This window comes from Bartonella sp. B39 (assembly GCF_053795145.1).
Genome location: NZ_CP200036.1, coordinates 313201 through 327867 on the forward strand (window position 1 = coordinate 313201; position 14667 = coordinate 327867).

The window sequence follows — 14667 nt, forward strand, 5'->3', positions numbered from 1 at the left end:
TCTAATTTGAGATCGCACTTAAACTTAGAAGATTGTATGAAAAATGCATCTTTGGAGTAGAAAATGGTGTCAGGATTTCCTCATAAAGATAAAAATATCTTCTGTTTCTATGGAAGTGAAGAATTTTATTAGGTAGGCAATGGGAGGAAATAAAAGATATCATCAACCTTTATGAGGTGAAGATAAAATCATAGAATTAGTAGAAAAATTACTTTTCATTCTTATAGAAATTAGAATAAAAATGGTGGATTAATGAATTAAATACGTTTTTTATTTAAGATGGAGCAAGAGCCATGTCGGATGAAAATAGGCTGATAGAATTAAAAACGAAGCTAGCTTATCAAGAAAAGCTTATTGACGAGATTTCTTGTATCGTAACTGATCGATGAAAAAGTTTGAATGAGATATCTAAAAAACTTAATATTTTAATGAGGAGATTTTCGGATTTAGAAGAACAAGGTGTTCCCTAAGATATTATTTCGCCATCTTTTAATCAATAGAGATATTAGATATTTTGGTAATCTTTCAAATTTTTTCTAGTAATCAGCTCTTGAGTTTTTTCAAGATATAATAGGGCACAAGCTACTATGATGTGGATTTTTTATCATAATTATAAGTTAGTTATTGCTCATTCTTTTATTTAATGCATTCTGTTAGACATGGAGCATGGCTTTTATAACGTTCAGAATCTTCTTCATTTTTTCAAGAAATTCCAATCTTATAAGGAGCTCTGATATTATTAAGAGCATTTCCTATATGCGGTTCCGTGGTGCTGAAAAACAGAGAAAATTTTTTGGAACACTTCATTAGTGGTTATGGGCAAATTAGCTATTTCGAAACCTTCTGGCTTTCCTATACAGGCTTTTTTATAGGTAGGATGAGAGATTACATTTAGCCGCTAATTACTTTTAATTGATAAAAATGGGTCGATACGCAGTCACTTACAGCGATCATGAGCTAGTTGTGTTCATAATAAGATGCTTTTAATCTGCTCCTCTTAACAAAATAGTTTTCGGCTATCTTACAAAATCCAATTTGCTAAAGTGTATTAATTGCGTATGGAACTATAAATTCTAGAGGGGTTTTATCAAGATCAAATATATTCTTCTGTATATAATATTTTATGAAAATGCTTTTGTTTTTTATGATTCAACACACAACATATTATTGCGAAGGCACCCAAGATAGACCATGCTGGTAAATAAGTAAGAGCAATGCAAATTGAGGATAGGGAAGCTGGTATGGTATTACATATAGACTGATTAAGACGATAGATATCTGTTTGCAGGAGGTTTGCTAACATTTTATTTAAAGGAGTTGTCATCCAATGTGATGCACTTACAGAGTGTGCACTATCAATGACGAATACTATAATTGTTAGTGTAACGAAAATGAAAGCCATTAATTTGAGTAAAGGACGGAGCATATTTCTTCCTATAATTTTAACGGAACATTCACATAATGCACACCAAAATAAGGAGTTGCATTATAACAGGAAAATAAATTTACGTTCGTTTTGTATTTTTTTGAAAAAGATGCATAAAAACCATGATTGTTTTATCTTGATAAAAATTTATGTTGAATTCAACAAAGGTAATGAGGAATGATTTTTGAGGAAAAGCACAATGAATTGAAGCGTAATCTTCAAAACCGTCACGTTCAAATGATTGCTTTAGGCGGGGTTATTGGAACAGGACTTTTTTATGGGTCAACAGAGTCCATCAAATTAGCTGGTCCTTCAACCGTTCTGGCATATCTTTTTGGGGGACTTATTATCTATTTCATCATGCGAATGCTTGGTGAGATGTCAGTAGAAGAGCCAACATCAGGTGCTTTTAGTTTCTTTGCCTATAAATATTGGGGGAGTTTAGCTGGCTTCATAACAGGTTGGAATTATTGGTTCCTTTATATTCTCGTCAGTATGACTGAGCTTACCGTTATTGGATTTTATCTAGATCATTGGATTTTGGTTGATCATTGGAAGTCATCCTTCATCATTCTTTTGCTTGTGACATTGATCAATTTGTTGAATGTTCGTTTTTACGGTGAATTTGAATTTTTCTTAGCTTTAATTAAAGTTGCTGCTGTTGTTAGTATGATTATTTTTGGAATTTTTCTTATTATCACTGGAATAGATGGATATCAAACAGGCATTCATAATCTTTGGTCCCATGACGGTTTTTTCCCCTATGGTGCAACGGGAGTTGTTTTGGCTACGTGCGTGGTGATGTTTTCTTTTGGAGGAACAGAATTAATTGGTATTGCTGCTGGAGAGATATCAAATCCACGAAAGACAATCCCAATCGCTATTCGTAAAGTTATGTGGAGGATTGTAATTTTTTATGTTGGCTCTATTGGTATTATTATGATGATAAGCCCGTGGAATATGATCGGGAACAATGGTAGTCCTTTTGTTACAATTTTTGAGACAATAGGAATTCCAGCTGCTGGTCATATTTTGAACTTTATAGTCATTATGGCTGCTATTTCGGTTTACAACAGTGGTATTTATTCTAATGGTCGTATGCTTTATAGTTTAGCTATACAAAAAAATGCTCCACATATTTTTAGTAAACTTAGTTCTGCCCGTGTTCCTTATATTGCTATCCTTTTTTCATCGATTTGTACTGCGATGATTATCGTTGTTAATGCTCTTATCCCTGATAACAGTTTTATGCGGATCATGGCTCTTGCAACTGCAGCAGCGGTTATTACTTGGGCTATTATTGTTATTGTTCATTTGAAATTTCGAAAAGCACATAAGAATAGAAAAGAGGCTTTTATTTATGCGTTTGGTTTATATCCTTACGCTAACTATCTTTGCCTTTGCTTTCTTGCTTTATTATTTTGCATTATGTTTGTAAGTGGTTTTGGGAAAAATGGATTAATGGCTCGATGTTTTGATACGATAGGGGTAAGGACGTCTTGTCTTGAAACATATATCCCTGTGCAGATGCCTGATATGAGTTTAGCAGTTATTATTATTCCTGTATGGTGCTTGTTTTTACTCTTGTGTTATAAACTAAGCGATGGCGGTAGAAAAGGTAATAAAAGAGATTGATTGGAATAAATCTTGGGGATTATAAAGTTTGATAAAGTAACGCAAATTTTTGGAGATTTGTGTGTTTTAAGAAATATTACTGTACAGCTTACTGAAAGACGAATCGCTGTTATTGGTGCGAATGGTTCTGGGAAAAGTACATTTGTTCGTCTTATCAATGGGCTACAATTGCCTTCTCATGGTTTTGTAAGCGTTGATGGGCTTGATACAAAGCGCGATGCAAAGGCAGTAAAGCGTAAAGTAGGATTTGTTTTTCAAAATCCTGATAATCAAATTGTTTTACCATTAGTGGAAGAAGATTTATCTTTTGGTCTCAAAAATCTAAAACTTAGTAAAGGTGAAATTAAGGAGCGTGTAGATGAAATTTTACAGCGCTATGATCTTCAAAATTTCAGAAATCATGCAGTTCATTTGTTAAGTGGTGGGCAAAAGCAACTCGTTGCCATCTCCAGTATAGTAGCAATGAAGCCAGACTATATTGTTTTTGATGAGCCAACAACATTGCTTGATTTGCGAAATAAGCGCCGTGTTACGCACGTTATAGAAGAATTATCACAAACGGCAATTGTTGTATCACATGATTTGGAGTTTCTTAAAAAGTTTGATAGAGTGCTAGTCTTTGAAAAGGGAGAAATAGTTGTTGATGATGTACCTTTTGTTGCGATCAAAGAATATATAAGAAGAATGTCGTGATCAGCTTATATTTTCACCAAGATACATTTATTCATAAGCTCAGGCCAGGAGGGAAGCTGTTATTCCTTGCTGTATGTGCGACTGGCCTATTTATGGTATCATCGATATCTATCCTTTTGCTCTTTTTGTTATTTGTAGCTTTATTGTATAGAGTTGCGAAAATTCCTTTTAAAAATGTATTAAAACAACTTAAAGCAATGGGCTTATTTTTAGTTCTTATATTTGTTTTTCAAGTTATTTTTAAAAATTGGTTTACAGGTTTTGAGGTTATATTGCGTCTTCTTTCTCTTGTTTTTTTGGCATCACTCTTATCTTTAACAACCAAAGTTTCAGATATGGTGAATGCAATTGAAACATGGCTTCAACCATTCCGACGCTTTGGTATAAATCCATCAAAATTTAGTATGGTGTTATCTATGGCAATCAGATTTATTCCGGTTGTTAGTGAAAAATTCAATGAAGTGCGTGAAGCACAAAGGGCACGCGGATTTGATACAAATATTGCTGCTCTTGCAATGCCATTAATTATACGAACAATAAGGATGGCTTCAGAAGTTGCTGAAGCACTAGATGCACGTTCTTATGATTGTGATTCTGATGATAAAATATCTAATGATGATAAAGTTATTCATAATAAGGGGATAGTTCAATGAATACAAAAGATCTAAGTTATATTGCTTTATTTGCTGCTATTTACGCGATTTTAGGACTTTTTCCTCCTATTTTCCTTCCTATTTTTCTTGGGCTTCCTATTACTGCTCAGTCAATGGGACCAATGTTAGCGGGGTCTATACTAGGAGCGAAAAGAGGAGCCTTAGCATCTCTCCTTTTTCTTGTACTTGTCGCTATTGGTTTGCCTCTATTAGCTGGTGGGCGTGGGGGAATCGGTGTTTTTTTAGGGGCTGGTGGAGGCTATATGATTGGTTATCCAGTAGCTGCATTTTTTATTGGTTTTATGGTCGAGTTACTTTGGCGTCGGCTGAATTTTATTACATTGTTTGTGATAAATACTGTAGGTGGAGTTGGGATTGTTTTCCTTTTTGGAATACCATGGATGGCTTATATTACCCAGGTTCCTTTGCTAACAGCTTTAATAAGTTCATTAGGTTTTTTGATTGGCGATTTCCTGAAAGTGCTGATTGCATCTTTTGTTGCACTTACAGTTAAAAAATCTACTCCTCTCATTACCCCAAAGGAAGGGTAGTTCTTATTTTGAATTGAGGTGGTGTATCGCGGTTTACATGAAGACAAAAAGAGAAAACATGCTATAGAGTTTTTTTGTTTTATTTTTTGTGCTGTAAATGAGAGGGTATGTACTAAGATAAAAAAATCCTATTATACGACTACATAAATGGCCGTATAAAAATCGGTAGTATAAAGTTTATATAGAGTATTATATGAGATATAATAAAAAAGTAAAAAATAATCTCTGCTGTTTATCATAGATATTTTGTGATTTTTATTTGTAATAAATTTACTGTAGAAGCTTTAAGTATTTTATTGAACACAAATCGTAAATTTAAAATTTTTCTATCAACGAATTTGTAGTTTTTTAACATTAAAAATTAACAATTAGAAATAATGATTGTATTTTTATCAGTGGCATATTTTTGTAGTTTTATAGCCAACACTCCATAATATAATTTATTCCAAGAATATTATTTTATATATTTGTTTAATAAAATAAATATTGAAATATTTTTATTCTTTTTGTATTATATAATTCTTGATATATATGTAAAAATGATATAATATTATTTTAACATTACGTGTTTTTCTTAAAGAAGAATAAGGATAAAAATAAAGCTATGAATATAAGATACTACCTTGCTGTGTGCATTATTATTTTAGGTTTTTTGTCTGTTGTAAAAGCGTCTGAGCACGTAGTTTTTCAAAGAGAAGAATCTGTTGCTATTATTCCTACTGTTTTTGCGACAAATATATTTTGTGATGATCATATGAATTCTTTATTAAATAAAGTTATTATACCTGCTCATCCAAGTAATAATAATATTTTTTGGAAAAGGATGGTATCAGTCTTTCAGAAAGTGGCACGTGTATATGCTAATTTAGGGTCATATTTATACAATTCCATATTCTCCATATTCAATTGGTAGAATGCAAAAGAATACATTGTTTGGCTTTTGATAGTCTGGGTGGTTTATTTTTTTTAACCACTATAGCTTACAAGAAAGGGTATTATAGCTCCGGTAGTTTTTTTGAAAAAACTCTGAAAATGATACTTATTCTCAAGGCTGTCAAAGGAAAGTTTGAAAATCCCATTTCGTCACTTTTATTTACTCATCCCTCACATTTAAAAATGCTAGTGAAAATAATAGACTACATGTGATGAAAAAGCATGTCACTAGACGCAGCAAAACACAGCAACGTGAATAAAATTAGATAAAGACACAACCAGGATATTTTGATGTCTATAGTTTTTAATTTAATAAAAATTAAGTATTAAATAAGAAGATTCTACATAAAAAATTAAATCTTGGCAAGATTGTAGTAACCTTTCAGATATACCGAAAGTAATAATATTTGAAGAAAAAATAGAGATAGACATTGGAAACGCTGTTGAATCTTCAGGACTAGCATTATATAAAGTTATCCTATTTGTGGCTTTCTTAGTACTCATTCTACGGTAGTATAAAGACCTTTTAGATTTAACAATAGATGCATAGAATATCATTAATTTAGCAGTGCTAGAAGTTTTTGATGAAACTGATATTACAAAAACAGAATTGGCTAGTCGTTTAGGTAAGAAAAAACATAAACGAAATGTATTTTTAATCCAATTCACCCAATTAAATTTCAAACATTGTAGCAAGTACTGATTATTCTGAGTGAGCAGGTTGTTATTATAATTAAGGATACGGTTTGAGATATTTTCTTTTCTTTGAAGCAGAAAGGGGGAAACATGCTTCTTTGAAACTAAGCAGCTTTCACAATAGGGATTGTAAGACAGATAATTAAATTTTATCTTTTAATTTTTTACGGTTGGTATAATTGCATGATATATCGTGTTGTGCACCACGCGGTGAATGCGTAGCAATTGTTAGTTTTAAGTACCAAAAATTGAAGCTATTCTACAAAAGAGGGGGTTGAAAAGAAATACAGCTCGCACACGCTAAAAAATAGAAATATTGTGGTAATTAATAGATTCAAGTATCTGTACTTAGACAAGTAACAATTAAATCGTATCGTTTATATGAGCTTATTCGTTGATTCTAAAGGCTATAGACTGATTCATATTAATATAAATTAGGCGTGTTACCTTTCATTTTTTGAACAAATATTTGAGCCTGTTAGTTACCAAAGTTACCATTGATTTTTTTTAGGTATTATTGTGATGCATAATCCTTTTAACCTTGGCACTATTTTAAAAGATGAATTGCTTTATGAATTAGGATTAACAATAACAGAATTTGCAAATCATCTTGGCGTTGCACATTTAGCCTTATTATGTGTCTTAAACTATTATGCGGTGATTACAGCGTTAATCTAGTTTTACGATTGAGAAAGTTAGGCTTAAACAACATGAAGTTTTGGCTTAAATTGTGGTAACAGTATGGTCTATGGTAAGCGCATGATAATAATCTATTTTCATGTATTTCACATTTAGAACAAGCGAAGAATCTTTAAAGAATAAGATCCAGTTTGAATTCATTTACAAATAATCAAGAATATACAACAAATATTTAACTTGAAAGACTCAGGAGATTGTTTGTTAAGCCGTATCTTTTAAAGATAATAGTGAACAAGAACAGTCAAAAGTCATTTCCAAAAAATATTTTCTACATTTAGTTGAAAAAATTTGGAAAAATTAATAAAAAAGCGCCATAATAATCAGGTACAGAAAATTATACAAATATTTGCGCAAACAATATATTGTAACACATAAATCTATTTTGTATTGACGTTTTAGGTTATGATGTAATTCTGAAAAAAGTCAAGGATTTTAAAAAGCCTCTAGAAAAGCGATTATTACTCTAAACACCATAGTTGAAAATATTAAAATAGTTTGAATGAATTAAATGTTTCTCTCTATTTATAAAAACTGAAAACCAAAAAATTCTATGCTGTATATTTTTAAAATTCCAATTTTTTAAACATATTTTATAGCTTCCGATATTTTTTATTCCTTTATTAATCTCATTCATAAGTGGTTCATCATTGGTAATAATTTAAAGTTACGATTATGTTATAAATCTACATTTTTACTTACGCTTTTGTCTCAAAGTCCATGCCATCAGGTATATTGCGGTATTTTCTACCGTCTTGTTCCTCATATTCTCTACAATTTTCTAGATGTTCATAAAGGTTATAAAAATATTCAGCTACTCCAAATTTTTACAGTACGTAATTGATAGCCATAGCAGCAAATTTTTTACATTTATTGTTTACGTTTTATTAAGAACAGATGCTTTAATCCTTAATTTATTAGTGAGGTTACTTGCCTCATACTTAGCTGTACAGGGCAATTCTAACAGCTAATATTGGTATTCAAACTACTCAATTGCTTTGTACGATGTCTCTTTACCGATTTGAGGGCATATCTCATCCAAAATGATCAGTACTTTTCACTATTATACTGTTCTTTAGAAGAATTTCAAGAAAGTTCAGGGATATTGAATATCAGCTTCAGCTTATCAAAGCTTTTCTATTCTCGTGAATGAGATGCGTTTACCTTCCAAAGCCTTGTTATGTGTGTTTCCGACGCTTATAAATATTTTCTCAGCTGTTTCATAGGGAGCAAATTCTAGATGGCGACAAATTTTTTACAAGACTAGCAGAGGAGGGTACAAAAATGATTGATATATTTTTGTTATATCACTCATAGTATTTTTTATGGTTTGCAATAAAAACCACGATGAAATGGCGCTAAGAGCTTTGATATAAGCATGAGTATTTCGTTAATAATTTTTTGTATTGTTAGAATGTCTTCCAGTACATCAAGGACATTGGCGATATTATCAATAGAAACTCTCAACACAAATAAATTTTGAATAGCCTGATATACTTCAAAGGCTTGTCTTTCTGGTTCTGGTATCAGTTTTACTCAAGAGATTAAGGTTAATGGATGTTGCTATGTTCACATATCTTGGCATCTGCTCAGCAATGTTTTTGGAAGGATCTACTAAATCTTGCACCACTAAAGTTATATACTACGATTTAGGTCTCATTTCCACAATGGAAATGGTTGATGCAACCCTTGATTAGGCTCATTGGTGAGGACGAATTACTTGAAGCCAAATGCTCGCAATCAACTATTCACCTTTGCTTTTTTCTCGATAATCAGATCAAACCTGAATAGATCACGCGAATGCAATTCCAGATGACATGCACAGGGCGTGAATGGTGTGATTTTATGCGTTATAATTCGCAATTGGTAAGTAAATAAGAAAATTTTTGTCTCAAGACTTAGCAAGTTGACCCTGATGATGAACAAATTGAATAGATCAATAAAGCTATTGAAGATTTTTTAGCGGAAATAGAGCAAGACATAAAATAGATCTTGACACAAGTTGCTTAGCACTATGGAGGCGCTTTTTTCTCAGCACCCTCACCCATTTACGTAACATAAAAAAGAAAAAGGTAATTAGATAATATTTGATGATGGAGAGAGATATGTAACGGCATGTGGGTATGCACAGCTTTTTAGCGTATCAACAAAACGATTCGCAACTAGGTGCTTCAAGGAGAATTTTCCCAACCCTATAAGCTAGGTGGAGCAGTGAGGTGAAGAAAAAAAGAGATCTTAGCATTCACACCAAAGAAAAATAAGGAGCAAATAAGAACAATTTAGGTAAAATTGTATAAACCGTAGAAAGTGGTTTAAGAGGTGATCTGCAAATAGTTATCCAAAGAAAAATCTATACATTCCAGTATATTAAAACACAAAATGGTGCCCAGACGCGGATTCGAACCACGGACACGCGGATTTTCAGTCCGCTGCTCTACCAACTGAGCTATCTGGGCACGTTTTATAAAACACGCGAAATGTGTGCGGTTATAACATTAAATTTTTCTCTGTCCAGTCATGAAAAGAAAAATAATTGATTTTTTATAAGTTTGTTTCCGTACTCTGGCAATATAATTACCCTTTTTATAAAATAAACTTGATAGGTATATTATGACACATTAGTGTATCGCTATCGGGATACTGTCTTATCGTGGTGGTGACACGGGGAAATCTCTTTAAAGAATCGAGCTAGAAGCATGACTTAAGAGAAATGTTTTTTACAAGATTTCCGCGTGTTTTAAGCTTATGAAATAAAGGGAAAACATTTTTGATCTTTGTCTGAGGTTGCTGGCACAGCCTTTATAATGATTAGCCTTTCTTTAAAAAAAGGCAAGCCATCTAAAAGGGGAGAAATAATGATAATATTTCAAAAACCGAGTTGTCGGCCAAATAATCCTAATTTTTCTTCAGGTCCTTGTAGTAAACGACCTGGCTGGACTATTGAAGTTCTTAAAAGTGCATTAGTTGGGCGTTCGCATCGATCTAGAGAAGCAGAATTAAGACTGGCTGAGGTTATTGATTTAACTCGTGAGATTCTTGAAGTGCCTTCTGATTATCGTATAGGAATTGTGCCTGCTTCAGATACTGGTGCTGTTGAGATGTCTCTGTGGTCCTTATTAGGTGAGCGTGGCGTTGATATGGCGGCTTGGGAAAGTTTTGGATCGGGGTGGATTGCAGATGTTGTTGAGCAATTAAAGCTTTCTGATGTACGTCTTTTTGAAGCTCCTTATGGTGAATTACCAGACTTAACACAAATTGATTTTGATCGTGATGTTGTTTTTACATGGAATGGAACGACTTCAGGTGTGCGTATTCCTAATGCCGATTTCATTCCAGATAAGAGAGCAGGGTTGACAATTTGTGATGCAACATCAGCAGCTTTTGCGCAAAACCTTAATTTTTCAAAATTAGATGTTGTTACTTTTTCATGGCAAAAAGTTCTTGGAGGAGAGGCTGCCCATGGTATGTTGATTTTAAGTCCCCGTGCTGTTGAGCGGCTTGAGAGTTATGTGCCGTCTTGGCCCATGCCACAAATTTTCTGTTTGACAAAAGATGGAAAATTGATCGAAAATATTTTTAGAGGGGTAACAATTAATACCCCCTCTCTGCTGTGTGTTGAAGATTTTCTTGATGGGTTGAAGTGGGCAAAGTTACAGGGTGGTTTGCAGGCATTAATGGCGCGCGTTGAGAAAAATTTTGCTGTACTTGATGCTTTTGTTCGCAAAACACCGTGGTTAGAATATTTGGCAAAAGATCCTCAAGTACGTTCTAATACATCTGTTTGCCTAGATATTGTTGATCCGGTTATTACTTCTTTGAATACTGAAAGGCAAATATCTTTTATAAAAGCAGTAGAGAATCGTCTTGACGAGGAAGGGGTTGCTTATGATATTAGTTCGTATCGAGATGCTCCTCCAGGACTTCGGATTTGGACAGGTATAACAATTGAGGCTTCCGATCTTGAAATTTTAACACAATGGCTTGAATGGGCATTTCAGGTTGAAAAGGCCCAACTTTAAGCAACTGTTGGCAATTCTTATAACGCGTTTTCTTAGAAAAAAGAATACGGAGAATTATGATGGTCTTTCGTATTCTTGTATCAGACAAACAACCTTCAAATGCCGCACAGATCACAAAAGATCACGAGGGAATATGAATGATTTTTCAGGTGTTGGCTAAAGCAATAATCAAAAGCTCTAAATTTTTTACTTTTTGCGGCAGAAATGACTGATTGAAAATGAAGATATATTTTATATCTTGATATTTTTGCTTTTATTATCATGAATTTGAAAATTTAATTATAAAGATTAGAAAAAGCTGAAATGAAGAGTCGCACTTGCTCTAAGGTTTCGTTATAAAGAGGCATTTGTTTTGAATGCTGGTTTTATTTGACAAAACACGACGGAGAAAGTTATGGCCAATGTAGTAGTTGTCGGTACACAATGGGGAGATGAAGGCAAAGGTAAAATTGTAGATTGGTTGTCTGAACGTGCAGATATTGTGGTAAGATATCAGGGAGGGCATAATGCAGGCCACACATTGGTTGTTGATGGGGTTAATTATAAATTATCACTTTTACCATCTGGTTTAGTTCGTGGGAAGTTATCAATTATCGGTAATGGTGTTGTTGTTGATCCCCACCATTTTGTAACAGAATTAAAAAAGCTACGTGATCAAGGTGTGAAAATTACACCGGAAATTTTACGTATTGCTGAAAATGCTCCGTTAATTCTCTCTTTGCATCGCGATCTTGATGCAATTCGCGAAAGCGGTTTATCTGGTTTAAAAATTGGTACGACAAAGCGTGGTATTGGGCCAGCTTATGAAGATAAAGTGGGACGTCGTGCTATTCGCGTGATGGATTTAGCGGAAGCTGAAACGCTTATGGCTAAGATCGAACGACTTTTGAGACATCATAATGCTTTACGTCGTGGGATGGGTGTCGCAGAGATTGATTCCGAAGTACTTTATGATGAGTTGATGCAAGTAGCGGATGAAATTCTACCCTTTATGGATTGTACTTGGCGCCTTTTAGATGAAAGCTATCGGATGGGAAAGCATGTTCTTTTTGAAGGTGCACAAGGTGCTTTATTAGATAATGATTTTGGGACTTATCCTTATGTGACATCATCCAATACAATTGCTGGGCAGGCATGTACTGGTTCAGGTATGGGACCTAGCTCAATTCATTATGTTTTAGGTATTGCAAAAGCTTATACAACGCGTGTTGGAGAAGGACCATTTCCGACAGAGCAAATAAATGACATTGGCGAATTTCTTGGAATGCGTGGGTGTGAATTTGGCGTCGTAACTGGTCGAAAACGTCGATGTGGTTGGTTTGATGCAGTTTTAGTACGTCAGATGGTAACGATTTGTGGTGTTCAGGGGATAGCACTAACAAAACTTGATGTTTTAGATGGTTTGGAGGAAATTAAAATCTGTATTGGTTATGAGCTTGATGGTAAAAGAATTGATTATTTACCCTCTTCCATGGGTACCCAAGCCCGTGTAAAGCCTATTTATAAGACATTAGAAGGTTGGAAGGACGCGACAGCACATGCGTCAAGCTGGGAGGATTTACCGGTGCAGGCTATTAAATATATACGCTATATTGAAGAACGGATTGGTACACGGATTGCTTTATTATCCACTAGCCCTGAGCGTGAAGATACTATCCTTATTACTGATCCTTTTGCAAATTAATCATTATTTTTAAATTGCTGTGTAGATTTTTGGTTTTTCTCGATGCTTTTCTACGAAGAGAGAGAGTTAAGAGCGAATGAGAGGAAGGTGAAAAATAGCATTGTTTATTTTTCATATTCATTTTAAACTATTACGATAGTTGTATCAATACAAATGACAATCGATTTAGAAGGCTAAAATAAAGGCATTTTTGACCTTATGGCTGGGATTTCTTTTCTCAGTGTGAGAAAGATTATAGAGGATATGGTAGATTTCGTTGGAGTCTTAAAAAGGGCAATCAATGCGCAAAGTAATATTACACTGCAAGTGCGTAAACGGATTTATAAGCGGGCTATCGAAACATTAGAGCATCAGCTTATAACAGCAAAAGTACCACAAGCAGTAGCAGATGGACAAAGAAGAATTTTACACAGTGCGATTGCAACTGTTGAAGAAGAATATTTAGCAATTGAAAAGAATTTATTTTCTTCAGTTATTGGATGGAATCCTACAAATATAGTTAAAGCTAACAAACACACACAAAATTCTACCTTGCAGCGAGATAATACCCTTTCAGAGGTAGAAACAGAAGAAGGGCATGGTCCTGTTACAAGTTCAAAGGAAGACAAAGTACTTGATAAGCCTTGTGTATCAGTTATTCCAGATGCAGAGCCTGTCAATATGGAAGCTTATTTAGTTTCTCAGCATATTGACGACAATATATTAAAAACTTCTCCTTTAGCTTCTTCTTCGAAAGGAGATAATCCTCACATTGTTTCGCATATTTTTTCTCAGGCTTTGCGTCGCGCTAACCGGTCGTCGATGCAAAGACGTATTGTGATAGGTGCTGCTGTTGTTGCTAGTTTTGTCATCTTAACTATTGGTATTTGCTTCGTTGGTGGTCGTATGTTTGTATTAGATGATCATCAGTTGCTAGGGGGAAATCTTCAAGTTTCTCATGCTTTACCAAAGGCACTTTCGGTTAACCGAAAATTAACGAAACGCTTACTAGAGGATGGGAGAGAAGTTGATGTTGGTTTAGATCAAACGGCAGATTCTTCTAGCAAAAAAGGAAATTCAACAGTTGTTGCTAGCAATTTACAATCGTTTGAACAACTAGGTGAAGCTGTTTTTTATCAAGCGCGTACAAATTATGATGCAGAAAAAGTGGCAACGGGGAGTGCTCACTGGACACTTATAAAGGAGTCTCGTGTAAAGGGGGCTGTAGAAGAATCGGCTATACAAGGTGATATAACAATTCCAGATGAAGGGTTATCATTACGGTTGATTTTACGTCGTAATACCGATGTGTCTTTTCCTGCCGCATATGTTATGGATCTTGTTTTCATTCCTTCTGATAAATTTTCAGGTCAAGCTATAAGCAGTGTTCAAGCATTCACTTTTAAAGCAAGTGAACAATCCATTGGACAAGCTTTAACAAGAACTATCGCAGCAAAGATTAACGATAATCTCTTTCTTGTTGCTTTGAACGGCAACCAACCATTTCTTGACCGGAATTTACAATTGATGCGGGAATTGGATTGGGTGCGTTTAGTGTTAATTGATAAAAATGGACGTATAAACGAATTAACCTTTGCAAAAGGGCCAACAGGCAAATCTATTTTTAATGAAGTTGTTGGACAATGGCTTACGCAATCAGATAAGCGAACAGTTCTTGGTCAGAAAAAATAAAGTACCAATG

General features: G+C 34.1%; 9 protein-coding genes, 1 tRNA gene and 1 pseudogene. 9 read left to right on the forward strand and 2 right to left on the reverse strand.

Annotated features, from left to right (window positions below; all coding sequences use genetic code 11):
• Window positions 1-1093 precede the first annotated feature (1093 nt).
• A complete protein-coding gene (locus V4P57_RS01435) occupies window positions 1094-1426 on the reverse strand; it encodes a hypothetical protein (RefSeq protein WP_455466434.1) in 333 nt (110 codons plus the stop codon).
• 177 nt (window positions 1427-1603) lie between these two features.
• Here V4P57_RS01435 and V4P57_RS01440 point away from each other — a divergent pair, with 177 nt between their 5' ends.
• The 6 genes and pseudogenes from V4P57_RS01440 (at window position 1604) to V4P57_RS01465 (ending at window position 9503) form a co-directional block, all read left to right on the forward strand.
• Window positions 1604-3061 carry an amino acid permease gene (locus V4P57_RS01440; protein WP_455466435.1) on the forward strand — a complete coding sequence of 486 codons (1458 nt, stop codon included), beginning with the start codon at window positions 1604-1606 and terminating at the stop codon, window positions 3059-3061.
• 12 nt (window positions 3062-3073) lie between these two features.
• Window positions 3074-3754: an energy-coupling factor ABC transporter ATP-binding protein gene (locus tag V4P57_RS01445; RefSeq protein ID WP_455466436.1), complete on the forward strand. Its 681-nt coding sequence runs from the start codon at window positions 3074-3076 to the stop codon at window positions 3752-3754.
• The gene (locus tag V4P57_RS01450) at window positions 3751-4407 is read left to right on the forward strand and encodes an energy-coupling factor transporter transmembrane component T family protein (RefSeq protein ID WP_455466437.1); all 657 of its coding nucleotides are present in this window, start codon (window positions 3751-3753) and stop codon (window positions 4405-4407) included. The genes V4P57_RS01445 and V4P57_RS01450 overlap by 4 nt, the downstream gene beginning before the upstream one ends.
• Window positions 4404-4958 (forward strand): biotin transporter BioY, encoded by a 555-nt coding sequence (locus V4P57_RS01455; protein ID WP_455466438.1) that lies wholly within the window; start codon window positions 4404-4406, stop codon window positions 4956-4958. The genes V4P57_RS01450 and V4P57_RS01455 overlap by 4 nt, the downstream gene beginning before the upstream one ends.
• A 2151-nt stretch (window positions 4959-7109) precedes the next feature.
• Window positions 7110-7265 (forward strand): hypothetical protein, encoded by a 156-nt coding sequence (locus tag V4P57_RS01460; RefSeq protein ID WP_455466439.1) that lies wholly within the window; start codon window positions 7110-7112, stop codon window positions 7263-7265.
• 2098 nt (window positions 7266-9363) lie between these two features.
• Window positions 9364-9503, forward strand: a pseudogene (locus V4P57_RS01465) (helix-turn-helix transcriptional regulator).
• 160 nt (window positions 9504-9663) lie between these two features.
• Here V4P57_RS01465 and V4P57_RS01470 read toward each other — a convergent pair.
• Window positions 9664-9739 (reverse strand) — tRNA-Phe (locus V4P57_RS01470).
• A 399-nt stretch (window positions 9740-10138) separates the two neighbouring features.
• Here V4P57_RS01470 and V4P57_RS01475 point away from each other — a divergent pair.
• From V4P57_RS01475 to V4P57_RS01485, 3 genes are all read left to right on the forward strand, one after another.
• A complete protein-coding gene (locus V4P57_RS01475) occupies window positions 10139-11302 on the forward strand; it encodes a phosphoserine transaminase (protein ID WP_455466441.1) in 1164 nt (387 codons plus the stop codon).
• 394 nt (window positions 11303-11696) lie between these two features.
• Window positions 11697-12986: an adenylosuccinate synthase gene (locus V4P57_RS01480; RefSeq protein ID WP_455466442.1), complete on the forward strand. Its 1290-nt coding sequence runs from the start codon at window positions 11697-11699 to the stop codon at window positions 12984-12986.
• A 243-nt stretch (window positions 12987-13229) separates the two neighbouring features.
• Complete coding sequence (locus tag V4P57_RS01485; RefSeq protein WP_455466941.1) at window positions 13230-14657, forward strand: hypothetical protein; 1428 nt, start codon at window positions 13230-13232, stop codon at window positions 14655-14657.
• The last annotated feature ends 10 nt before the right edge of the window (window positions 14658-14667 follow it).